The organism is Rossellomorea sp. H136 (assembly GCF_056838065.1).
Window position 1 is genome coordinate 3,592,508 of record NZ_CM166371.1, and the last position, 24,959, is coordinate 3,617,466.

The following is a 24,959-nucleotide window of genomic DNA, read 5'->3' on the forward strand; positions in this document are numbered from 1 at the left end:
CCTCCTCGATTTTCAAAAAAAAAATCCTGATTACGAAGAAAATACAAATAAATGCTTGTATCTTCTTCGTAATCAGGATTTATTGGTTCCTGGTAGAGACCTCCAAACCATATTATTGGAGTTATACGAATTTGAGTATTGTATTAGGTTTTACAACGATAATAGAATTCCTATTTATTGTCAAATAGTTTAATAGATCTGCTCACACCAAACATACCCTTAGGAATTTGCTGTGGCTGATCAATAAGATGAACCCATTTACACTAGATGTTAGGAAACACTAAGTTCCAAATATAATTATAATTATAGGAATAATACATGTAAAATTTTTACTAATATGTTAGCTTTATGGAAAAGGAGGTGTTACTTGAAAGATATGGGCTTTGTGAAAGATGTCGATTGTTTATAATGAATATTTTGGGAGGAAGATAGAGATGAAGTTAAATAGTTTTAAGGTATTTATCGTTGCCATGCTTTTTTTAGGATCTGGACTTTTTAGTACAAGTCAAGTATCCGCAGCTGCACCTTCTTTTCAAATGCCTTTTCCATGTGGGCAAGTGTGGGAAGGTCAAACTCGAACGCATCATAATCCACTGAATTCTGTTGACTTCAACCGTTCCAATGATCATGGAGATACAGTCGTCTCCTCTGCTTCAGGTTCGGTCGTTACTGTCAGGGATCTCGGAAGTTCTAGTTATGGGAAGTATATTGTGATTGATCATGGGAATGGATGGTCAACATTATATGCTCACTTGAATTCTTTCAGTGTGTCTATTGGACAAAGCGTCTCTCAAGGACAGAAAATTGGAACAGTTGGTGATACTGGGAATGTCACCGGGGCACATCTTCATTTTGAACAACGGTATAATGGTTCAGCACAAAAAATTTCATTTAATGGTTCTCAGATTACCTATTATGGTGCTAAGAACTATACGAGCAATAATTCCTGCTCTTCTGACGGTGTAACCGGAACTGTTCATACGGATTCAGGGATTTCACTTAATGTTCGCTCAGGACCTGGCACTAATTACGGTATTGTAGGCTCAGTTGCGGATGGACAAAAAGTAACCATCACTTGTCAGAAACGTGGAGAAACCGTTACAGGTAAATATGGAACAAGTAATCTATGGAGTTTCATAGGAGAAGGTTATATTTCTGATACTTATGTCTTTACTGGATCTGATGGGCAAGTAGCCCCTACATGCAATTAAAATACTTAAAACAAAGGATATTTAGGTGAAAGAGGGATTAAAATGAGTAAACTAAAAAAGCGAGGAATCCTATCCATTGTGATAGCATCATTGTTCTTTTTTTCTAGTAATGCACTTGCAGTCCAATATTACACTCTCTCTACTAACAGTGGTACTCCACTAAATATGCGTAGTGGTCCAGGTACAAATTATCCCATTATGCTTTCCATTCCCAGTGGATCGAGGGTTCCTTACTATTGTTACTCTTATGGTACAACGGTGACAGGGAAGTATGGAACGAGTAATATTTGGGATCAAATCCAATGGAAAGATTCTCAAGGGGTGGTGAATATTGGATATATCTCTGACACATATCTCTACACGGGGTCAGACGGTCCGGTCGGTATCCAATGCGACTAGAGCGGAAAATATCCTACTACCAGGCTGTTTTTCTACAAATAATACCAAATTCCTAAAATAAACTCATTCTTACAAAGGTTTATAAAGCAATCGGGCGGGATATTACATTATCGCGCCCGACTGCTGAAGAAATCACTGAACTAATTACTCAAATGTTACTGTTCAGGTTTCTTTTCAACAGATTTCCGTTTATGCTTTTCATGAATTATTGTTAAGTGTTCTCACTTTACCAACCATCAGTAACCTCATGTCCTATACAATATATTCAGGTAGCTCTTGATCAGAGATGTCATCTCCAGCAATATCAAGTCGGAATTCCTGCCCTTGAAATCCACCGCCATTTGTAAAATCTATTTCAAAGTCAAACTTAACTCATTTATCCAATTGATTCCTCAATTAAAATTGGCTAATATCTTCAATGTCTCCTATCTCTCTTTTTGGATCCAAGTCTTCAACAACTCTTCTTCTCTTCTTCTCTTTCTCGTGATATCCCCGCTTTTCGTTCTGTATCTTTTCTCGCCTTCTCCCATTGATATACGTCATAAATTGTATCTTCAAGGGTTCGGAAGGAAAGTCCGGCATCAACAGCTTTTTCTATACTGATGCAAAATGAGCCTTTCCACGGTTCTGTTTCTCCGACTAATGGGAAGTGTTCAGGAATCCATAATGGCATTTCTGTCCATGGCTGTATGTTATGATCAAGTATAAATTTTTCATCTGTCCATACAAATCTAGCATTGCTATTTGTAACTGCTTTACACTTACTCAAAAGCTTTTCCATCGTCAATTCATAATCAGGACCTGTAATATTGAACGTACCAGCTTTTCTTTTTTCCACCATATCGAACACCCATGTTGCTATATCCTTCACGTCAATCAATTGAATTGGACGGTCCGGACGTCCTGGCACCATAATGTTTCCACCTTCCGCGACTCGTTGAACCCAATAGGGTAGCCGATCCGTATAATCAAACGGTCCAACAAGCTGACCTGCCCTGATATGCAACACTCGCCCCGGCCAATGTTTCTCTGCTTCAGCTTCGCATAGCGCTTTCAATGCGCCGTAATACTCATAAGGTGAGATTCTTCCTTCCTCAACTTCCTTCAATTGATCCTGCGGCATGGACTGTAAGTGATAGTCTTCCGCGATTTTGAGAGGAATCCAATCTTTATAAGCAGAAATGCTTGAAATGTACGTATAATGTTCGATGTTATCTCTAAGCACAGCCGCGATTTTGTTAATTTGGTGGGGAGCAAATCCACATGTGTCCACTACGACATCCCAGTTCCTGTTTTTGAGCTGTGATACATCACCATCTCTATCGCCGATAAGTTGTTCCACTTCTGAAAACGCTTCTTTATTGTTCCCGCGATTGAATAAAGTGATGTCAAGACCTCTTTTCAATCCCTCTTCCACCATCGCTTTACCTAAAAAACGAGAACCTCCTAGTATTAAAACCTTCATACTTTTCCCCCGTTCACTTTAATAGCCTGCAACAAATACATTCAATTTATATAACGTTTTTCATTCTAAAAAAGATACGGGGAATATGAACTATTTATGCTTAAGTTTTATTCCACTATCTTGCCTTTACATCAAGAAAGTGCGCAATTCTTATTCTGGAATTGAGCACTTTAACAAACTTGATATCAAGATAATATTCATAATGAGATTTCGTATTTGCCCACAATCGTATGATAAGGTGAAGGGATTTATTTCTTTATGGAATTTCTTTTCCCTATGAATAATTAATAATAAAATGGCAGCACAGATCACAGCTCATATAATTGAAGAATACTATTTGCTATTCAACTATAACAACGATCATTTCATAAAATTCTCCTTCAATATGTAGGAGGAATTTCCATAGTCCTGTGGAACCTTTTTCACCGCATAATAAATAACCGAATGATCACTTATAGAAGACAAGTCTCAGCAAGGGAGTCGTCAGGAGTATTTGCTTAAAGTTGTAAACCGTATATTCCTGACGTTTCCCCTAAAGGGTTGTCTATACAATGAAAAGGAAAAGAACACCTGAATGGGAACGGTTGAGTGCCAATAGTTGTTTCGTTACGTACCTGATAATGCATTAATTGTAGACCCCCACGCAAATATTTAAGTAAAATTACTTAAATACTGCTTAAGTTGTCCCTGTTCTGCACCTGACAATGTATTTAATTTTTGATTGAAAAGTTGTTGGGCCAAATGATAGAGTTCTATATCCAATCGGTTGTGTCTTTCTATTAAACGAATAGTAGTGTCGGATATTTCTTGTTTTAATAGTCTATTCTTGGTTATATTTAATCTTTGATAATCTATATCCTGCCAATTAAATTCTTTCTTTATTAAAAACACAGACTCATTAAACCTTTCAGTAATTCCAATTACCGGGAACTCCCTTAAATGATCTTTTGCTTTTTCAATATTCCTTTCGAGAGACAAACCGCTTAACATAAGGGTTTGCAAGTTATGGGCTTCTGGGTGTTTTTCAACAAATTGTTCTAACGTCATAGTTTTTACAAGTTCATACCCTTTACCTTTAAAATTTTTCAGAAAATAATACGATGAAATGACACGATCTACAGGATCCCGTAACATAGTAAAATACCTTGAGGGTTGTGGTAAAAATTGATGAACCCCGTACGAAAAATGGCCACACACAGCTTTAATATTTTTCTTTTCTTCCTCTAATAGTTGATTGAAATCTTTCTTCTCTCCCTTTAGATACCCGTGGTCATATATCTTGTTACTTTCATATTGTTTTCTTAAAATATGGCTTAAAGTTGTTCCTCCCGTTTTAGGAATATGAAGATATATAGTTAATGGATGATTACTCATGTATACCTCCTAAAAACTTTTATATGAAATTTAAATATTTTCATTTACTATATTTTATGTTTATAACTAAGAAGGGTTCCAGTTTTGGACAAAATGCGCTTCGCTATAGTTATCCTATATAAGAGTTAAAAGTCTCGATTTGATATGGGTTTTGCATTTGTAAAATGAATAAACTTAATAGATAATCCAATACTTGTACTTCACTAAAAAAACTAGTCCTAAGGATCTTCTACACCTAAGGACTAGTTCATACTATTATTCTATCAACTTAAACTATCAATAATGCTTTCTAACGTTTTCCCATTCTCCGTTGACTTCGGTTGGTTTTCGTGTGGTACTGTTGGATTTTCCTTAAGGAAGTTTTGTTTGACATAATTCATGTCAATCATATCAATCTTACCGTCAAAGTTAATATCTCCTTTGCGGTCGTCTGTATCCCAATGTTCTTCCAAGTATATCGCATCAAGAATATCAATGACCTGGTCTTTGTTCACATCACCAGCACTAATCAGTTTTTTATCAATAAATTTCTTTTCTCCAATGTTACCATCTAATCCAATATAGAAGGACTTTTGTACAGTAAAGTGTCCTGGAATATCCAGTTCTAGCATTAATGGTTCTCCAGTGGACGGCAGTGAACCCACTTCAAAATCAGGCTTTTCCAGTACTTTCCCCTCATATTGATTTCCAGCCTTATCCTTAACCTTGACGCTAGCACCCATTGTGGAGTAATCAAATAGCTGTACAGGACCAGATGCTGATAATTCATAGACGGCTTCTCCATTCATGGAACCAATAACCATAGAATTCGTAGCATTCACCTTAATTGATGGATCAACTCGTCCACTAGCGGTTTTCACATCGGATAGGTCTGTGAAATCGGCTTTTGTTAAATACACTTTAGTATATTCATTAAAATAGTTATCCTTTTTCACTTCTGCTTTTAATTGAAGAAGAGAGAGTACGTCTTCAGCGTCCCATAATGTATTCTTTGCTTGTAACATTACCTTAATCGTACCATCTTCCTGGCTCACTTCCGCATCAAAGCGATCACTCAAAGTTTCAACTAGATCAATATCTGTAAATGAAAGAACTTTCGGGTCGTATTTGAATTCTAATTCGGCTTTTTTAAATACCCCTTGATTCGTAGCATTTACATCGAATGTGACCGTTCCTCCTTGCGACACTTCTTTTTGATTTGCGATACTTGTCACAAACGGTGAACCTTTTCTAACAAAGTAATACTGCATTATTTCAGATTTATTCCCTACATGATCCGTTGAATAAAATTCAACAGGAAGTACTTTTAAGTAGCTGGGTATAGTATTTCTTACAAAGGTAAAATCCCCTTCTGCATTAACTGGTACTTGAGATGGATAATTCGTATTGTAACGATAGTAGACCTTGTTGATTCCTTGTGTTATATCGGAACCGGCTGTGATTAAATCTTCTATTCCTTGATCCTTCACATTACCATTGATTGCGATAGGTGGGTTTGGGTTGTCGGGGTCTACTTCAATGACGCCATCAGCTACATTGGTTGTCAATTCAGGCTTTGAATTATCTACGGAAATCGGCTTTTCAATAACGATTTGTTTTCCATTTTCTCTCGTAAATACAAACTTCACCTTATACGTACCTGGCTTTACTTGGGTAGGTTCCATAACCTCAGTCTGTTCGGATGTGACTCCAATAGGATAATAATCTCCCTTAAAGAATGGGTATAATTTAATATCTTTACCTTCAGGCATCCCAGGTCCATCGTAATATCCAATGTATCCGATATCTTCTGAGTTAGTATCTGCTAAGAAAATATCAAGAGAGCGCATGTGAGAATTTAATTTAAAATTAGCAGACGCCAAACTGTTATAATTATAATTTCCGTTATTAATAGTTGAAATTCCTGAACTCGTGTCCAGATACTCTACCCCGTCTTTTACCTTACGAACTCCAAAGGGTATTTGATATTCCTCTGACTGATCGTCTTCATTCACATAACGGATATACCCTTCATAGTAACCGTCTTCAGCTGTTTTAGGGACATTCAAGAATACGTTTGTTTTCTTTTTCTTACCGGCTTTTACTTTTATATTCTTATCAAAGGCTAGGCTTATTCCATTTTCTGAGGCGTCAAGAGAATGATTTGTAAACTCGACACTCCCAATAAATGTTTTTGATTCTTTACCGGAATTTTTAATCATGATCGTACGTTGATCTCTAAGTGAATTATCAACATGCTTTAAACTATAGCTCATACCACCCGTCAACTCACCGATCTTCACTTCCTCGCCATTTGCGAAGGTTGTCGTCTCATCAATGACTTGGAAATTCGTATCTGAATGTATGGCTTCATAAGCATTGATTCGGCCGGCCCCAATTTCATAGACACTGTACTCTCCGTCCATTTCATCCGCAGTATTCATGAGAGAAGTTTTAATATCAGCAGGTGTTGCTTTAGGATTTTTCTCAAGCATTAACGCTGCAGCACCAGCTACCTGTGGTGTCGCCATAGATGTTCCTGATAGTCGGACATAACCATATTCATACTGTCCTTCATATTTCTCACCATATATATACGAAGGAACAGTCGACATAATATCCAGACCGGGTGCTGTCACTTCTGGCTTAATATCATACGTAAATAGCGCCGGCCCACGTGAGCTGAAATAGGAAAGTGAATCTTCTGAGAATAACACATTCTTTTGAGGGGTTGTAAAAGTATACTGCGCTGTTTCGTTCTTTAAGGTTTCTTTAAACGCCTTCCCTTGCTCACCGCTCAGAATATAAGCATACGTATTATCTATACTTACAGCAAATTTATCTCCTATGAAGCCGTCATATGTGCCGTAAATAAATACAGCAGCCGCTCCATGTTGTTTGGCTAATAGAACTTTTTCATAGACCCGATTCGTTCCAGTTGAAACCAGGGCAATTTTCCCATTTACATCTTTATTATCAAAATCAGTTTCCAGACCTTTATCAAGATCTACCATATCAAATGTTTTTCCTTCTAATGTTCTGGGATCTTCCCCATAGCCATGTGTTGCATAACGAATTTCGGAGTCTACTTCTGTACTACTGCTTTTAAATGTTCCTGCATAATTGAATTCAGCAACTTCTGGATTACTGGAACCAACGGTAATCCCAAGTGCTGAAGCGGCTGGAGTACCGAGAGTATACATTCCGCCCCCTTCATTACCAGCGGCAAGTACACACGTAACACCTGATAATACTGCATTATTAATCCCAATTGCTAAAGGTGAATACGGATCATTAGAGTTTGCACCTAGAGACAAGTTAATAACATCCATTTTGTCTTTCACAGATTTCTCGATACCAGCTAATATATCTTCCGTTGAACCAAAACCGTGTGGACCGAGAACTCGATATACATATAGGTCGGCATCTGGCGCAACCCCTTTAGTTGCATATTGCGATTCCGCTTTCCCCTGTCCGGCAATGATTCCGGAAACGTGGGTTCCGTGAAAGGTAATATAATCCGAAGCTGACCCTCCTGGCTTACCGGCTTTTATCCAATCTTCATATGTCGTTTCCATCGGATCATGATCTTCATCTACCAGATCATATCCACCTTTATAAGCATCTTTCAAATCTGGATGGTTATAATCAATTCCGGTATCAAGGACTCCAACTTTAACATGTTTACCTGTTAACCCCTTTGCATGCAGTTTGTCCACTCCCATTATTTCATGTGGTGTCCTTCCACTATATGGTGACATATCCGTATTTTTTTGAGCAGGTTCGATTAACTGTACTTGTTTATTTTCATAAACGTTTTTTACCACTCCAGATTGAAGTAAGCTTTCGACTTGATTCGCAGGTAAAGTCAACGCAACACCATTAAATGCTTCCTTGAATGTATCTCTTATCTTATGTTTTACCTTTAGTTTAGATAAGTCTTTTTTAAATTGATCATGTGATGCATTTAATTTTTTGTTCGCTTCTCCTAGTGATAGGGACCTTCCTTTAAGCTGTTCGACCAAAACAGCTGTATTTGCTGTATGTTGCTTAAACTCGACAATAACCGAAACTTCTTTTGAACTGTTCAAATCCGTCTCTGGTGATATGTTTAATTCCTGTTTGCTTGTTGAAGTCAGATTTTGAAGTGCTTGTCTTTCCTCAGGTGTTAATTCGTTTAAAAACCGGTCAATCTTTGCTGAAGATTCTGTATAAACAACGCTGCTCGAATTCAAATCTTCAACTACGCCGGCACTGTCTTCAATCGCAACATTCCCCCCGGACTGTAGCCCTAAATTAGCTGACCCCGCTGTCGGCACTGTCATTAAAGATGTAGCCAACACGGTTGAACTTAACACCTTTCTAGCATTTTTCATATTCAATCCCTCCTTGTTAATGGAAATACAAGAAGAGAATTCAATTATTTCTGGCCAAATCCTTCCGTTTTATTGTAATTGAATATATCAGACTATGGAACTAAATCATCAGGGGGGATTAGTATTTATATATTATTCATCAGATGCACATTCATAAACACTTATGTACTATTTAGTGTTCCTAAATAAATAGGAATAAGAGTAGCAATTATTAGCCTGAAACAGAGCAGTAGATCTAAAGTGCCCGATATTCAATAATATTTCCATGCCAAATAGATCCCAGTATTATGAATATCTTCATGTTTTATATCTAAAAAGGAAAGCAAAAGAACAGGATCCTACTAATATATATTTATAGTAATCATCCTAAAATGTATAGAATCTCTATTCTGTAAAAAGCAAATTCCGTGATGAGCTAAGCATCTTAAACCTGTCTGCACCGGTTGAAAAAGCTCTTAAAATACCCTCTCTTCTGTCAGGACAAACATCACTCATTATTCATGAAATTTTGACTTTCCAAGTAATTCAGCACTGTCTGCGAAAACTCGTGGTGAGATTCTTTTGTATACTTGGCAATGGTATAGATTTGTGCAAGATTCTTTAATCCTAATTGCTCTGTCATTTCCTTAAGCTTAGGGATGTCCATGTAGCGTTTCCATCCCTTTTCATCTCTCTCTTTGTAGATTTCATGAATATCTTCATCTGAATAATCACGATACTGGTCATAATGAACAATACCATGCTTTGGCAGTCGATCACGTTGGGCAGGGTTTTCTGCTGGGTACCCTAATGAATAACCCACAACTGGTACGACATTTGGTGGTAATTTTAGTAGCTCACCAATTTGATCGCAATTTGCAAGCGTTGAGCCCATATAGCAAATGCCCAGCCCAGCATTTTCAGCTGCTAAAGCACAGTTTTGCGCTACCAAAGTTGCATCGATGGCGCCTATCATAAAGCTCATGAAATTATCAAAATGTACAGGTGCATCATTGAGCGAAAGCCATTTTCTCATTCTATTGAAATCAACACAAAATGTTAATAGTATAGGTGCATCAACAACCATCGATTGTTCCATATGTGTGCTATATAATTTTTTCTTAAGCTCCTTGTCTTTTGTGACGACAATCGAATAAGATTGCATATTGCCACTTGAAGAGGCACGAATTCCTGCATCTAATATTTGATCGAGCAATTCTTGATTTACTTCCCTATCTTCATATTCCCGTATGGATCTGTGCCCATGTATAACATCGTTGAATTCCACATAATCACTCCTTTTTATAAGTTCATACAAACATTTTTGATACGATTCGTACTTTTCCCATTCTTCCATCGCAGTCAGAATAGGTTATTTAGTTTCTGATTTCTTACCGTTATTCCAAGAAAATATTCTAGTTACCTTTAAATCTACTTCTTATTCTCCGTGATTCTTATTTTCATCCAAATCCATCTACTATCAAAGGAGGATCTAAGATCAGGATCTTCAATAAAGCCGACTCCCTCATAGCATTGAATCGCATGTACATTTCCAGGCTCTATTCTCATATACACCCATTCAAACGGATAGATCTTACACTCTTCAAGAAGTTCTTTAATAAATCGTTTGCCCAACCCTTTATTTCTTAAAGAAGGATGAACAACTATATGTGCTAGCTCTATATCTTTTTCTTCCTCATCTACCCATATCTCCCCATATGCAACACTATTTGAGCCTTCCTCAAAAATATACCCAAATTGATCACGTGCTTCGTACCAGCTATTAAACATATCTGATGAATACACTTGCCTTCCAGTGACATACTTGCAGTCCTTTGGCTCGTTTAACCATCCTTTAATTACAGGTTCATCTTCTGGCATTACCTTTCGAATGTTCATGATGTCCCCCCCTTTATGTCTGAATTATCTTTCAATTATTCCAACACTATTATACAACTAAGTTGGTCGATTTCAGATAAATCTTTAAAAAAAGCCGACGGAGATTGACCGTCGGCTTATCGATATGATCCTGGAAGTTCACCTGCTTAGGTAAAAATGAAGATAACAAGTTAGGTCATCAGCATTTGTTCCAATTTAAGTTTATTAAACTGCTGATTTCTTCCTTAAGAAGGTCTCAAAAGGCCCTCTTATAGATTTTTGGTGCATATAATTAGCAATCATTACTGATAAGCCCCAAACAAATACCGCAATCAAATCACTCCACATTTGATTAATTTGTCCGCCAAGTCCTCCAGCATAAGGAGCTAAAATGAAAACAAACAGAATTGACTGGAACAGATAAAAACTCAGTGAACGTTGTCCGAGAGCAGCAATAGCCCTTGTAAAGCCGCCACTTTTTCCTTCCAACTTAATGACCAGCAATCCAATCAGCGCCGTCCATCCAACTCCACCTGCATAACCAGTGATGGTATGAAGTGATTTAGCTGTTTCTTCCAATACATTATTGTAACTTGTCCAAAACAAAGACGACATAAGGGCCATCGGGATACCGCCAGCTGTTGATAGTAAAAGCCCCATTATAGCAACCGTGATAAGTGCCTTCTTGTGGCTCTTAGGGTTATCTATTACCTGAAAACGCGCCACTAAAATACCAATTAACACCCCTGGGATTACTTGGTAACTCAGCGCAGGTGTGTAGAACATCCAATCAAACATCCGAGTAATAGATGCTTCAATAGGATTTGCAATAGTAGCAGAAGTAGTGACTTCCATATTTAATGCATCAAAGCCCCTAGGCATAAACGGGGCAAACACTCCCACCAAAACAAGAAAAACCAAAGTTATCGCGATAATATTTCTATTGGATAATCGAAGAAATATACTTGCAAAAAGGAGAGCGATAAATCCATACACCCCGATAATATCTGCGAAGAAAAGAGTCGCATGGAAAAATCCTATCACTAACATCCAAGCTCCTCTGCGCTTAAAAATCCCCTTCGTCTTCTTCCAACTAACCCCTTTTCTCTCTTGCCCTTTAAATACTTGATGGAGCCCATACCCAAAAAGGATGGCAAACAAAGGGAAGGCACGTCCATCAATGAAAACTTGCCTAAAAAATACAGTTAACTGATCGCTTAAAGTAATTCCTCGTTCAGTTGAAAATATAAATTGATTTGCATGTGCCAATGCAATAAACAACAACATAAAACCTCTCGCTAAGTCTGGTGTTAATTTCCTTTGGGTAATTTCAGACATTATATTTCACATTTCTCAAATACTCAGATTTCCCAATATCCTTAGGATTATTTTTATCTGCCCGATAGCTGTCCTTGAATGAGAATCCGTAAACACTTAAATCTTGCTCGGAATTTAGTAGATCACATTTTGCATCTTCTTTTTGATCCTTTAGTTTTCTAGCCATTTTCATAAATTCATAAAACTTGTGTCGATCCATTAGTTCCACCACTTTTCGTATTTTTCTACATAGCATTTAAGTGAATTTTGCTGCAGATATAGATTCAGACACCATTGGTAACGGACTTCAGTGTCATGTAGAGTCAATTGCTGTTCTCTATTTCACCTTTTTCATTCAGTCTCCTACACTTTATCGGATCAACACTAAACCTGTTCTGTTTGAATAAGCTTATATCGTCCCAATATTTGGATTAGAACCTGTTTATTGTATTTCGTTTTCCCATGGATTCTTTCAGCCCATTCTTCTACCGTTTCTACCTTGGGTTCATTCAATAACCCTTCTGTTGTACTTAGAAAGCTATCCCAATTATAAAATTCCCAATGAGCAATTTCAGATTTGTATGCTGTTCTGCATTCCAATAAAGGGTTGGGGTTTATCAAATGTTGAGAATGCTCGGCAGCCTTTACAAACGCATCCATTTCGATTGGATGGGTCTGAAAAACTTGTTTCGATACTTTTCCATTAGGTCGATGATACAGAATTTCTGTGCCTGATGGATGACCTTGAACCTGTACCCTGGCTGCAGGGAAGAAACCACTTACCTTTTCATTGGTATAATCTACGCTATCCGTATCTATTAAAATGGGATTCAGCCATTGGTCACCTAAATCACAAAGGAAGCGTTCACCCTTCTCATTTAGTGCGATGACAGCAACATGAGCATCTTCTGAATTCAGGTTATGACCAACGGGATACGCCTCTACTCCATCCCGTTTAAACTCATCAAGTAACCATAGTGCAAGATCAAAACAATTCCCGGACATGCCAAATTGTTCCCTATGCTCCCGCATAAGAGAGACCTCCCGCTGTTTCTTCATATTTCCCTGGTTATAAAACCAAACTTTCGTTAACGTCTCCATGGGAAAATCATTAAATTTCTCCCATGTCTTCAAAATGCTTTCTGAAGCTAACATTAGAGTTCCTACCTTCTAATTTGAATTTGTTGATATGTAGATAAATAACTTAATTGGTCTATGTAAGGTATTAAATAACTATATTCATCGGTTAACCCTTCTGGAAATTCATTCAGTTTAAAATACTGGACTTCAATAGATTCTTCATCCAATTCAATATTCCCTCTAACCTACTAAACTCATCCATCTTTTTTTAGTTTGATTCATTCTCCAACTCCACAGTAGAATTTGATCAATAGCCTATTGCTTTGTTACAAACACCAGCAAACTCCCAATCCTTTCCTGAATTCGTGATGAAAAGTCAGTTAAGATCACACCAGAACAATAATTATTCCGGTTTGAACCACTTTCATGCTGGATTTAGAATTATTAATCCCGTTTCAGATTTATTAATCCGGAATTTCATTTAATCGTGCCGGAAATAAATTTATCAAGCATTCGTGTCGAATCTTCTTTATTTAGAAACATTCACTCCACGCTTGGTCCTGATCCCCAATCCAATATAACTTTAACCTGGTGATGATCAAAAGTTCTACTTCACATAAATTGAGCAATCCAAGAAAATAGTAAGAAGATAAGCCATAAAAGGAGAAATAACAAATGAAAAAAGCTATCCTCTTCTCAATAATTTTTGCTTTTTTGTTTCCTTTAGCCCCCTCCGCAGCTGTAGAGAATCAAGTTAAAGCTGCTTTTATCAGAAACGGGAATTTGTGGGTCCTGTTTGATGGCCAAGAAACACAAGTCACGGATGCTGGCAAAGTATTCTCCAACCCCCAATGGTCGAAAGACGGCACCTGGCTGGCTTATCAAGTAGAGGCATCTTCTGGATTTGATAAAGGAGAAGTGCAGTCAGAGATATGGACCTATACTATTAAGACGGGTGAAAAGAAGAAAATTTCTTATAATGGCTATTCACCTGAATGGGCACCCCACCAAAACGTTATTGCCTATAATGACAAAGGAATTTTAGATATCTCTGACCTCAACCGATTCTACAACATCGCAACCGGGGTCAGTGACTTTACTTGGCTTCCAGATGGTAGTGGATTTCTTCTTTCTTCATCTGGCACTCTCAGCCCGGATGGTTGGTCAAGCGCCTCTTTGTTCACCAAAAAAGTCGGTGATGATTATGAGGATATTATTCTTTTTGGAGGGGTGGAGCCTTTCTTCACACTCCCAAGGGAAATAGGGACAACGGATAAAAACAAACTAATTGCCGTATATGCGGACCAGCTAACATATTCGCCGAGCGGAAAGTGGATCTCTTTTGTTGTGTCTCCAACCGCCTCCTGGTCCATGGACAGTAATATGGTGTGCATCATCGACAAGGAAGGAAAAAACTTCGAAGTATTAGACGAGATGATTTTGCAAGTAGGCGAGCCAAAGTGGTCACCCTCCACCGATACGATTGCGTATATCGCTGGCGGTGGGAGAATTGTGTTCGGCTTCAAAAACAAGGACTTAAAGGTAAAGGAAATGCCTGTTTCAGGAACATACACCCCTGCCCATTACGCTGATCTTGATTTCAATTGGATGAGCGACAAGTCACTGGTTGTATCGAGAATCAAAGAACAGGAGTGGACAAATGACTTCAGTAAGCACCCTCTCCCTTCGCTTTTCACACTGAATATGGACACGAAAAACCAAATAAAAATAACGGATCCACCTAAAGGGTCTGGAGATTATGCTCCACAGTTCATCCCTTCCATTCAAAAGCTCGTTTGGCTAAGGGGATCCTCTATAACAGACTCAAAAAGAAATCTGTGGATAGCGAATACGGATGGAACTGAAGCAAGGGAATGGATGCGGGATATTGAGAAGATTGTATTTTATAAAGAGTGAATTCGCAAACATTGTTGCATAGAAAACTTGAGGATAAATTGGCACAATAGCTAAAAAATAAGGTACTTAGATCACGCTCTAAGTACCTTATTTCAAAATATGATATTATTTTTCACTTTCTCTAAGTCTCACTTAACCAGCGCTGCTCTAAGATTGACACCATACTCCATGTAACCTTTCAAGCATGTCAGCATGTATACCCAACCCTCTTTATTGTCTAATAATTGGCTGATAAGGTTTTCGTTGGTCTCATCGAATCCTTCTTCTTGGACTGCTACAATTGTGCTGCCTTTTTCTTCTTGCACAAATGTTATGGTCACTTTATGGTTTCCTGCCCACTCGAAGACAATCTTATTATGTTCTTGAATTTCTTTTATGTCTATATCACCTTGTGCATCATATTCTTCGTATCTTAAAGTAACAGTCTTCCCTTCCTCCCACCGTTCAGAACTTGAAGAAAACCAAAAGTTACCTATTTTATCAGGATCAACAAATGCCTCGAAAATTTCATGTGCCGGCTTTTGAATTCTCATTTGAGAGAGATTATTCATACATCTTCCACTCACTTTCATATATTTTTGCGTTATTTTATTTTACTGTCTACTATTTATTGTCCATTTATTATACCATTCCGTTTTCAATAACCTTATTTCTTGAAGCGGTACCCAACGCCCCATATGGTTTCAATAAATTCAGGGGTTGAAGGATCCTGCTCAATTTTCTCTCTGATTTTCCTGATATGAACGGTAACCGTCGTGATGTCTCCCATAGAATCATATCCCCAAATCCGTTCGAATAGGTGTTCTTTACTGAAAACCCTGTTTGGATGAGTCGCAAGGAAAACCAATAAGTCGAATTCCTTCGCGGTAAATGCTTTTTCATCCTCATCGACGAATACTCTGCGTGAATCCAAATCGACCACAAGATTTTTAATCTCAATTTCTTTTTTCATTTCTTCTCGGTTGATTAATCGGTTATACCTTGCAATATGAGCTTTTACCCTTGCAACGAGTTCATTGGGAGTAAAAGGCTTCACAATATAATCATCTGCTCCACGATCAAATCCCCTGATTTTGTCAATGTCTTCTTTTCTTGAGGTAACCATTAGAATCGGAATATCCAGAAACCTCCTCAGTTTCTTACATAACTGAATCCCATCAATTCCCGGCAGCATTATATCTAACAAGATAAGGCTGTATGAATGGGTCCTTGCCAGGTTCAACCCTTCCTCTCCAGTCGATGCGATATCACTATCAAACCCATTCACTTCTAAATAATCCCTCTCTAATTCAGCAATATCTGCCTCGTCTTCTATTATCAATATTTTCTGCACGTTATTTCACCTTTTTCAATGTAAAATAAATACTCGTCCCCACTCCAGGCTCACTATCTGCCCAAATCTTCCCTTTGTGTTTTTCGATGATTTTTTTGGCTATTGAAAGGCCAAGCCCGGTACCTCCCGTGGCTGAGTTTCTCGATGTATCTGTCCGATAGAAGCTGTCAAAAATATAAGGTAAATCGTTTTTTGCGATTCCGCTTCCATTATCTTTGATTTCCACCTGGACTTCATACTGATCCTCACTCAGAATGACTTGAATTTCTTTATATGTTTTATCCATATATTTCAAACTGTTTTGTGTAATATTCATGACCACCCTATTTAATTTTTCCCTATCTGCCTCAACGATATAAGAACCATGCTTATCATGATAAAGCACAGCTTTCCCATGCTCTTTTTCAAGCTTTAAAGATAGCTCTTCAATGTAATCATCAAAGTAATCGTTCAGTTTCACCTTCTCAAACGTAAACGGGAATTGTTCCAGGTCAAGCTTCGAATATAGAAACAATTCATCGATGAGGCCGTCCATATCATTAGCGTTTTTCTCAATTTTAGACATATAGCGATTCAGTTTCACAGGAGTATTCGCAACTCCATCTTGAATCCCGCTCACATATCCTTTGATTGATGTTAATGGCGTTTTTAAATCATGAGAAATACTGGCAATAAGCTCCTGTCGATTCAGATCGTATTGTTCTTGAATAGCTGCAGCCTCCTTCAGTTTAAGCCGCATTTCTTCAAATGTATTGGACAATCGGCCTAACTCATCCCTCTTCTCTGTAGCACAACTATAATCGAGATCACCTTCACTGATTTTTTCTGCTGCCAAGGACAATCTTTTTATTGGCTCTATAATACTCCTGGAAATATAATAGGTCAGTAAGCCATTAGTGATTACTAAGATCATTACGATAGCCCCGAAACGAAGGGTAAGAAAAAATTGCAAATCCTCCCCTTCCGGTTTCCTATTTAACACATAAAAAAACAAATATCCCGCAACCACTTCTAGAATCAATAAGCTGACAATAGGAATGACAATCATCCCTATATTCGATAAAATCAGTCTTTTCTTTATGGACATGCCATCACCTACTCCGACTCAGATTCTCCCATATAGGGAGAGCTTTGGCTGTCAGGATGACCTGACAGCCTCTTTATTACTTTTCCATTATTCGTCCATCTTCTATATATAATACCCGGTCACATAGATGGAGGACTCTTTCAGCAGCAATGCAGCCTAAATTCTTGATATAATTCCCTTAACAGAAACATTCCAATCACTCCTTCTTTAAACTTCTTTCATCCATCATTGGAACTAAAAAGGCACATACAATTGCTGTAATGTAAGGTAGATATTTAACTCCAAATGGCTGATTGAATAGTCCCAAGCTTATAATTCCTATTACACTTGATAAAGCTATCCCTAATACAAAGCCACCTATTAAGCCTAAAATTATTGCCCCAAATGTTCGCATTTCGTTAGCTCCTCTCTCTTATTCTTCCTTATCAGGTTCCAGGCATTTGTAACGATTACAATTGACTGCCCTGATATAACAACAGCGATTACTGGATGCAGAGCTCCCGCCCAAGGCAGTGTCCTTGTAATATTAGCCGTGAAATACATGAGAAAAATGGTTAACATCACTCCCATTACCTGAATCAAGCTCCTACGAGGCAATCTCCCGATGAATGCAAAAATTAGCATTAAAAGTGGTATAGTAAAACCGAATAGATGAACAAACTCTATATGTTTAGCCCAGTTTGTCGGGTTTACAAAAGTTGCAACACCTGCGATATAAACTTGAACTAAGACAGATGCAGCAAAAAGTACTGATAGTATAAAGAATCCCATTCTTCCCGTCCTATGATCTTTCACGTATTTTCCTCCTTTATTTCAAACTATATTGGTATCTTACAAAGGAGTTCTAAACGAATTCTTAGCTAATTATTAAATAATTCTTAAATGTAAAAAGAGCAGACAAAATAAAAAAGACAGTTCGTGATATGAACTGCCTTAGTAGGACATCATCCCTCCAGGAATCAATTGTTTATAATAGGAGCTATCCGGTCTATTCTATTTGTCCAAATTCCACCCTTATAATTTTCTGGTACACGCGCAAGATCTGACTTCTCGTCAAATCCTTCTGACCAATCACCATCACCGGCAACAAGAATAACCCTTGTATTGACATCTTCCATTCTATTTATGAACTTTTCGGGGAATCCCCAAAGGTAAGAAGCATACTTTTCGGGTATATGAATTTGCGTATTTTTACAAGAACCGGGTATATAACCCGTCCAACTTAAAGCTTCATAAAAAAGTAGACAGCTTTTTAACGTCTCTTTTGACATGACACGCATATCTGGCAAATTCTCCTTTAACGTTTCAATAGGTTCATCCCCACCATATGCAGATAGATCGCCTAGCCTTTCCTCAGAGTAATTAGAGAGATACTTAGCTAATTGTTTACCTTCAGTTGGATCATTACTCTTAATGTGAATTAAAAATTCCTTATTTGGAAAGTGAGTTAATACTTCATTTAATGTAGGGATCTGCCCTATTCCTTTCCCTCGAAAAGGATACGTCTTCCCATTGTCAGCTGTATAACCATATCCTATATCTAACTTTCTCAGCTCTTCCATTGTATGGTCTCTTGTCTTCCCAGTACCATCTGTTCTACAATCAAGGGTCCAATCGTGGAAAATGGCAAATTCCCCATCTTCCGTAGGTTGGATATCAATTTCCACAATATCTGCTCCTGCTTTGAAAGCTGCTTCCATTGAAGGAATAGTGTTTTCCAAGTAAGGGTGTTCAGGTTCATTGATAATTTCTGCTGTACACGTTTCGCCAGTTATACCTTCCATAGGAAAAGTTTGAGCTAAGCCCCGATGAGCCAAAAGGATCGGTTCTCCTTTTCTTTCATCACTAAACATAGAGCTATTATTTAGATAAACAAAAAGCGTTAATGCGAGGCAGATTAATATCGTTACTTTAAAGCCTTTTTTCATTCGTTTCCCATCCTATCTAAAATCATAAATTTTACTTTACCTTCACTATCCATAATCAAAAGTTTTGGAAGTTCCGGACGGTGTACCCTTTAAATATATTTAATTCTCTCTAATTAAGTTTGTCTACTGTTAATATAAGCTCATACTTTATAAACCGACTAACTTCGTATATAAAAAAGCGACGCAATAGTATGTCTTGCGCCGCTTCATATAATATTGGAATGAATTATATTTGTGTCTGTTTTGTTGTTATAATCTTGGTGCTGCCTCTATTATACATGGTGACACACCGCTCAGTTGACTACTCGAATCCACCCATTACAATATTTCAATATACCCTTCTGTTCCATTCAAGCGAATTCTTTGCCCGTCTTTTATCCTTTTGGTAGCATTCTCGACACCAACTACTGCCGGTAAGCCATATTCACGTGCGATAACGGCACCGTGGGTCATCAGTCCACCAACTTCGGTGACTAAACCTTTGATGGATACAAATAATGGTGTCCAGCTAGGGTCGGTAAAAGCGGTGACTAATATATCCCCATCTTCCAAATCCGCTTCTTCCATGTTTACTATCACACGTGCACGCCCTTCAATCACTCCTGATGAGACAGCTAAACCAACGATCGCTCCTGCCGGAAGATTTTCCCGTTTGTATTCCCCGGTGATGATTTCACCGTCAGACGTGATCAAACGTGGAGGCGTTAGTTTCTCATATAAGGTGTAATCGTCTTTTCGCTTAGGGATAAGACCGTAATCCAGTTCGTGGGTCCGTACGACTTCCCGCAATTCTTCAAACGTGAGATAGAAAATATCCTCTTTTTCATGAAGGATGTTCTTTTGAACGAGTTGTTCGGCTTCTTTCAATAAAGCCTGCTTATAGACGAAGTAACGACTGATCATGCCGTATTTCGGATATTCACGATACCCGCTGAAATTCCGTATGATGGCGATCCTTCTTTTTGTTTCCCTGACCTTTTGTTCACCATCGGGTAATGCCTTCAATCGTTCTAGTAATTCATGTTCTTTATGAATCGCTTCCAGTCGTCCATGCTCAAATTTACGCTTGCTTGCATGAGGCTCAAAGTTTTTGATGTTACTGAGAATCATCGGGAGAATTGCCGTTGCCTTTTCACTCCAACGTGCTCTCGAAATATCGATCTCACCACTGCATCTCATTCCGTATTTGGTGAGAAAAGCATCGATTGCTTCTCTTGCTTCCTGTCCACCATCGACTTTCACCATTTCATCCAGAAAGGGATCCTCTTTTACATTTCGTAAAAAATCAATGACTTCCGGAAATGGACGAATCACGTCAGCGGCATCCATCAGTGCCAGGCCCATTTCAGAAGTAATATTGTTCGGGACAGATTGAGACAGCGCATCTGCCACATTTTTTTCCCCTAACCACTCGTACATATGATCATTGATCCAGAATGCAGCATCCATCGCAGCCATGATCACCCGTGAACTTTGAGGGTCGAATAGAATTTTCTTTAATTCCTGGATGTCTTCTGAGATGAAGTCGAATAATTCGGATCCTGATTTCATTTGAACGGTTTGTTTTAACTCTTCTATCGAGGTTTCGCTTCTTTTGATTAAATTAGCGACGATTGCAGGATCGCTGTCGATTGGATCCACGCTTGCCTGGTTTGGCCCTGGCATACCTTCATCGTCTACTATTTTGATGAAACCGTCCCGCTCTACGATAGTCGTGAGGGCGTCTTTTATGAGTGGTTCTGATTTCCCCAATACATCAATGAACATTTGTCTGTTTTTAGGCGAAGCCAGACGAGATGTGACATCGACAAACAACCTCCCCCCGGCAACTTTCATCGGTGCAGGGGTCGTTAACAGGAAAAAGGACAACCCGAGCGGCTTCATGGCATCCGTCATCATTTGCTGATGACCGACCGATATATACACATGATTGTCCCCATCACCCGCTTCAGGGATGGGGAATAATGTCGTAATCGGGCGACTTTGGACAATATAGAAGGATTCATTCTCCAAACACCATTCAATATCCTGGGGACAGCCAAAATATGCTTCGATCTGTCTACCTAGGCGTGCCAGTTGTACTATCTGTTCATCCGTAAGGGCTGCTGCCATCTGCTGATCCGGATGGATGGAGTGTGTCTCCGTTCCTCCACTGTTCCGTCCATAGATAGCCAATTTCTTTGATGCGATCCTCTTTTCGATGATCTTTCCGTCTTTCACTTTATAATTGTCTGATGATACCAAGCCGGAAACCAAGGCTTCACCAAGTCCAAAGCCCGCGTCGATGGATACCACCTTCCGGTTGGAACTCACTGGATCAGCCGTAAAAAGAATCCCTGAAACCTGCGGGGATACCATTCTTTGAATGATGACAGAAATGTGAATTTCACTGTGGTCAAACCCATTTTGCATACGGTAGATGACTGCACGATCAGTGAAGAGGGAGGCCCAGCACTTGCTGATATGCTCCAGGATGGCTTCTTTGCCGATGATATTGAGGTAAGTGTCCTGCTGCCCTGCAAAAGAAGCATGAGGCAAGTCTTCCGCCGTTGCACTTGAACGCACGGCATAAGCATGGTCCTCGCCGAACCGGGAGAGATATTGAGTAACGGCTTTCGCAACATCGGAAGGAATGGCTACCTCTAGAAGGACTTGTCTTATCTTCCTGCTAATTTCACCAACTTGATCCCGGTCCTCTGGTTTGAGCTTGGTTAATTGACGCAACAAAGCGTGATACGTTTCATTTTGTTCAGTCGCTCTTTGAAACCCAACGGTTGTCACACTAAATCCTTCTGGTACTTGTATTCCCTGAATTTTTGATAACTCGCCTAGATTCAACCCTTTTCCACCAACGAGCAAAAGCTGCGTTTGTTCCATTTCCTGAAAACTGAGAACCAACGAACTCATTCTACATCTCCCCTATCCATCAATGTTCTATTGATTTTAGCAGTAGAAAATGGGAATAAACAGTCTATAATAAGAATTTTTATCATGCTATAATGGTATTAGGAAGAGATTGAAATTTAAAATAAACAACGAATTTACGGGGTTGAATCTTATTAAATAGTCTGTGAAAAATCTCTGAGTTATATTGCTCCGAGCTTTTTTATGGAGTTTTTTCGTTAAAATCACCGCTTATGGAATAGATTAAACAATAAGAAAAGCGTAATCCAGTCTAAGGATTACGCCCTCATCATAACTAACCTTATTCCTATGTTCTCTTTATTTCCTTACAACCGGAATCCACATTTCACCAAATACCTGCCCGTTTCGGTGCCCCATTTCAACCGTTGCATTAGGTGCACCAACATAAGCAACATCCTTTTCTTCTGGTAAGACTTGACCGAAGGCAATGGCAGTAACCATATTATTTAATTCTTCAGCCGTCTTCCCTTCGCCTTTCACAACCACGTATTCTCCCTTAGGAAACTGAATCACTCTAGCCCCATCCGGTACTGGTGACGATGCCTCTGCCATGACGCCGGCATAATGCATCATTTTATTATTCACTGCTTCGTTCACTGCAAAAATGTAGTTGTTTGTGGCCATGGATTTTAAAGTATCAAGCCTTCCATCTTCGCTTACAGCTTGCCAAAAATCCGCCTTTTCCTTACTCAATCCAGCAAAATCAGTATAATCGCTCTTAAGATCGGTTCCTAACCCTATTACAATAAAACCGTCTTTTTCTTCTAACTTATACTCTGCCATATTAAAAACCATCCTTTTGTTCATTTATTTCAAGCGATTTGTCTCCATCACTTGATAAATATATAATAGCGTTAAACAGTATCAAAAAATGACACCTTTTCTGGGGGACCTGATGAAAAAAGTTGAACGAATAAATGTGATTATGAGATATATCAACAACCGGGCTCACTTTACCATTCCTGAAATCATGCGTGAATTTCACATTTCACGGTCGACAGCTATTAGAGATATCAGAGAAATTGAGTCCATGGGGATGCCACTTGTTTCTGAAGCTGGAAGGGATGGGGGTTATTTTGTCATGCACAATTCTGTCCTGCCTGAGGTCCGTTTCACCGATCATGAAGTGAAAGCTCTATTTATTGCCTTTATGGCGACCCGTAATCAGCAGCTCCCTTATCTAAAAAGCCGACAATCAATAGCTGAAAAATTACTTAGCCTTATCTCACAAAGCCAGCAAGATGACCTGATTCTCCTGAACCAGCTCTTGCTGTTTGAAGGGACCAATCCCCATAATCCCGACTTGCTGGACCTTTCAGACCTCCCCCATCCCATGGTGGAAACACTCTTCCAAATCCTCCTTTTGGATAGATATTTATTGCTCACAATCCAAGAAGAAAAGGACATCAAATCTTATCCCATCTATTTGTTACACCTTTACCATGAAAAAAGCTTCTGGATCATTGAAGGCTTTGACTTAAAGGAAGAAAAGAAGCGGATTTTTCCCGCCGACCTCCTCATCGACATCAAACCATACTCGCCGGAAAAAAGACTGAGAGAGCAAGAGATTTTAGAAAAACTGAAAATGCGGGAAGAAGGAATCAACCTTGTCCTTGAACTTGGTCCAAAAGCGATTGCTCAGTATAAAAAATACCATCCTTTAAGAGTTTCAATCGCCTATACGAATCCTTACCAAACCACAGCCATTCTAAAGACTTTTGTTAATGTTCATAAGCCCGATGAATTAACCGAATTCACAAACTGGTTGCTTTTCCTTGGCAGGGATCTCAAGATCAGGGAAATCCCAGAAAAAGTCTTACATAATATACGAAAGGGATTAGACCAATACCGGGAATAACAGCGGCCTGATTGAATATCCGCTTTACCTTCTATTCCTATAGGATGTCATAAATTTTGACGATAAGTTTTTACCATTTCGAAATATTGTGTATCTCCTAAGCCATATTCTTTGAAATTTTCGATTAGAAGAGACACCAGTTCTTTTATGGGGACGTCCTGGTGCTGTTGAATATACAACTTAAGATCACTATCTTCCTTAAGGTAATTCAAATACAGTACAACCCCTTTGTATAAAGGGATTGGATGAACTTCCTTAGGCATAGTTTTATGAATCATTACTTGTTTGTAGAGTTGATCATATCCTTTTGCCTTTAGGCTGTAATGACTTTCAGGTTGAAAATTATCACCGACAATATGGAGGTCAATTGAACCTCCATAATCTGTTTGATCTAACCAGGCGAGTATGGTTAGAAGATTCATTTGACAAAACATATCCTCATCAAACCATAGTGCTATATGAACAAAATCCTCACAATAGAGAGGCTGCAATGGTTTTAAGGTAATTTCAGCATATTGTGCAGTTGTTACTTGATGAACTTTCGCACGCATTTCGATAAATTCACCGGAAAATAAATCTCCGCAGGTTTCCCCATAACACATGGCCTCGTTGAAGGGAATCATAAATTCGGCTTCAAGAAACTGTGTCTCTTTGAAATTCCTATACATTTCTGTTCCATTTAATATATGTACGGTTCCTGTTGGATTCACATTGACACCTCCTGCACTGTTGACTTGATTCTGCAGCATTTCTCTATACCTATACTAACTTATATTTTCAAGACATTCTCAAGAAACTCTTCCCTTTTTAGAATGGCCCGTTTATTAAACATTATAAGAATAATGACAATCCA

At 38.6% G+C, this 24,959-nt stretch carries 21 protein-coding genes, 1 pseudogene and 1 riboswitch; of the genes and pseudogenes, 4 read left to right on the forward strand and 18 right to left on the reverse strand.

The annotated features are described in order from the left end of the window. Positions 1 to 49: 49 nt before the first annotated feature. Positions 50 to 149, reverse strand: a riboswitch (purine riboswitch). A 285-nt stretch (positions 150 to 434) separates the two neighbouring features. After that, complete coding sequence (locus tag ACYH0O_RS18385; protein WP_482629807.1) at positions 435 to 1,211, forward strand: M23 family metallopeptidase; 777 nt, start codon at positions 435 to 437, stop codon at positions 1,209 to 1,211. 42 nt (positions 1,212 to 1,253) lie between these two features. Further along, complete coding sequence (locus ACYH0O_RS18390; protein ID WP_149156185.1) at positions 1,254 to 1,610, forward strand: SH3 domain-containing protein; 357 nt, start codon at positions 1,254 to 1,256, stop codon at positions 1,608 to 1,610. A gap of 155 nt (positions 1,611 to 1,765) precedes the next feature. On the opposite strand, the pseudogene ACYH0O_RS18395 reads toward ACYH0O_RS18390, so the two are convergent. The 9 genes and pseudogenes from ACYH0O_RS18395 to ACYH0O_RS18435 all read right to left on the reverse strand — a co-directional run bounded on the left by ACYH0O_RS18395 (position 1,766) and on the right by ACYH0O_RS18435 (position 13,133). After that, positions 1,766 to 1,964: pseudogene (locus ACYH0O_RS18395) on the reverse strand (cyclase). Between the two features lie 97 nt (positions 1,965 to 2,061). Then, a complete protein-coding gene (locus ACYH0O_RS18400; RefSeq protein WP_482629808.1) occupies positions 2,062 to 3,075 on the reverse strand; it encodes an NAD-dependent epimerase/dehydratase family protein in 1,014 nt (337 codons plus the stop codon). 651 nt (positions 3,076 to 3,726) lie between these two features. Next, positions 3,727 to 4,449, reverse strand: a complete 723-nt coding sequence (locus tag ACYH0O_RS18405; protein ID WP_482629809.1) for a sulfotransferase family 2 domain-containing protein — start codon at positions 4,447 to 4,449, stop codon at positions 3,727 to 3,729. A gap of 263 nt (positions 4,450 to 4,712) precedes the next feature. Then, positions 4,713 to 8,804 (reverse strand): S8 family serine peptidase, encoded by a 4,092-nt coding sequence (locus ACYH0O_RS18410; protein WP_482629810.1) that lies wholly within the window; start codon positions 8,802 to 8,804, stop codon positions 4,713 to 4,715. A 487-nt stretch (positions 8,805 to 9,291) separates the two neighbouring features. Then, positions 9,292 to 10,071 (reverse strand): nitroreductase family protein, encoded by a 780-nt coding sequence (locus tag ACYH0O_RS18415; protein WP_482629811.1) that lies wholly within the window; start codon positions 10,069 to 10,071, stop codon positions 9,292 to 9,294. 143 nt (positions 10,072 to 10,214) lie between these two features. After that, entirely contained in the window at positions 10,215 to 10,682 is a 468-nt protein-coding gene (locus ACYH0O_RS18420; protein ID WP_482629812.1) for a GNAT family N-acetyltransferase, read from the reverse strand. 204 nt (positions 10,683 to 10,886) lie between these two features. Continuing rightward, positions 10,887 to 11,999, reverse strand: coding sequence for a DUF418 domain-containing protein (locus ACYH0O_RS18425; protein ID WP_482629813.1), 1,113 nt, complete (start codon positions 11,997 to 11,999; stop codon positions 10,887 to 10,889). Beyond that, on the reverse strand, positions 11,992 to 12,198 hold the full coding sequence (locus ACYH0O_RS18430) for a hypothetical protein (RefSeq protein WP_482629814.1): 207 nt from the start codon (positions 12,196 to 12,198) through the stop codon (positions 11,992 to 11,994). Before ACYH0O_RS18430 ends, ACYH0O_RS18425 begins: the two co-directional genes overlap by 8 nt. Before the next feature lie 164 nt (positions 12,199 to 12,362). Then, complete coding sequence (locus tag ACYH0O_RS18435) at positions 12,363 to 13,133, reverse strand: hypothetical protein (RefSeq protein WP_482629815.1); 771 nt, start codon at positions 13,131 to 13,133, stop codon at positions 12,363 to 12,365. Between the two features lie 600 nt (positions 13,134 to 13,733). Here ACYH0O_RS18435 and ACYH0O_RS18440 point away from each other — a divergent pair. Beyond that, entirely contained in the window at positions 13,734 to 14,975 is a 1,242-nt protein-coding gene (locus ACYH0O_RS18440) for a TolB family protein (RefSeq protein ID WP_482629816.1), read from the forward strand. Between the two features lie 128 nt (positions 14,976 to 15,103). On the opposite strand, the gene ACYH0O_RS18445 is transcribed toward ACYH0O_RS18440, so the two are convergent. The 8 genes from ACYH0O_RS18445 to ACYH0O_RS18480 all read right to left on the reverse strand — a co-directional run bounded on the left by ACYH0O_RS18445 (position 15,104) and on the right by ACYH0O_RS18480 (position 23,031). Further along, a complete protein-coding gene (locus tag ACYH0O_RS18445; protein ID WP_482629817.1) occupies positions 15,104 to 15,526 on the reverse strand; it encodes an SRPBCC family protein in 423 nt (140 codons plus the stop codon). Positions 15,527 to 15,621: 95 nt separating this feature from the next. Continuing rightward, positions 15,622 to 16,308: a response regulator transcription factor gene (locus ACYH0O_RS18450; RefSeq protein ID WP_482629818.1), complete on the reverse strand. Its 687-nt coding sequence runs from the start codon at positions 16,306 to 16,308 to the stop codon at positions 15,622 to 15,624. Between the two features lies 1 nt (position 16,309). After that, positions 16,310 to 17,395 carry a sensor histidine kinase gene (locus ACYH0O_RS18455; protein ID WP_482629819.1) on the reverse strand — a complete coding sequence of 362 codons (1,086 nt, stop codon included), beginning with the start codon at positions 17,393 to 17,395 and terminating at the stop codon, positions 16,310 to 16,312. A gap of 196 nt (positions 17,396 to 17,591) precedes the next feature. Then, complete coding sequence (locus ACYH0O_RS18460) at positions 17,592 to 17,789, reverse strand: DUF5957 family protein (protein ID WP_482629820.1); 198 nt, start codon at positions 17,787 to 17,789, stop codon at positions 17,592 to 17,594. Then, on the reverse strand, positions 17,768 to 18,190 hold the full coding sequence (locus ACYH0O_RS18465; RefSeq protein ID WP_482629821.1) for a DUF6220 domain-containing protein: 423 nt from the start codon (positions 18,188 to 18,190) through the stop codon (positions 17,768 to 17,770). The genes ACYH0O_RS18460 and ACYH0O_RS18465 overlap by 22 nt, the downstream gene beginning before the upstream one ends. A 164-nt stretch (positions 18,191 to 18,354) precedes the next feature. Then, the gene (locus ACYH0O_RS18470; protein ID WP_482629822.1) at positions 18,355 to 19,323 is read right to left on the reverse strand and encodes a glycerophosphodiester phosphodiesterase family protein; all 969 of its coding nucleotides are present in this window, start codon (positions 19,321 to 19,323) and stop codon (positions 18,355 to 18,357) included. Positions 19,324 to 19,641: 318 nt separating this feature from the next. After that, positions 19,642 to 22,230 carry a phosphoenolpyruvate synthase gene (gene ppsA, locus ACYH0O_RS18475; RefSeq protein ID WP_482629823.1) on the reverse strand — a complete coding sequence of 863 codons (2,589 nt, stop codon included), beginning with the start codon at positions 22,228 to 22,230 and terminating at the stop codon, positions 19,642 to 19,644. Between the two features lie 315 nt (positions 22,231 to 22,545). Continuing rightward, on the reverse strand, positions 22,546 to 23,031 hold the full coding sequence (locus ACYH0O_RS18480; RefSeq protein ID WP_426890751.1) for a GyrI-like domain-containing protein: 486 nt from the start codon (positions 23,029 to 23,031) through the stop codon (positions 22,546 to 22,548). 112 nt (positions 23,032 to 23,143) lie between these two features. On the opposite strand from ACYH0O_RS18480, the gene ACYH0O_RS18485 reads away from it, so the two are divergent. Continuing rightward, a complete protein-coding gene (locus ACYH0O_RS18485; protein WP_482629824.1) occupies positions 23,144 to 24,106 on the forward strand; it encodes a helix-turn-helix transcriptional regulator in 963 nt (320 codons plus the stop codon). 47 nt (positions 24,107 to 24,153) lie between these two features. Here ACYH0O_RS18485 and ACYH0O_RS18490 read toward each other — a convergent pair whose 3' ends face one another. Continuing rightward, the gene (locus ACYH0O_RS18490; protein WP_482629825.1) at positions 24,154 to 24,816 is read right to left on the reverse strand and encodes an AraC family transcriptional regulator; all 663 of its coding nucleotides are present in this window, start codon (positions 24,814 to 24,816) and stop codon (positions 24,154 to 24,156) included. Positions 24,817 to 24,959: the final 143 nt, after the last annotated feature.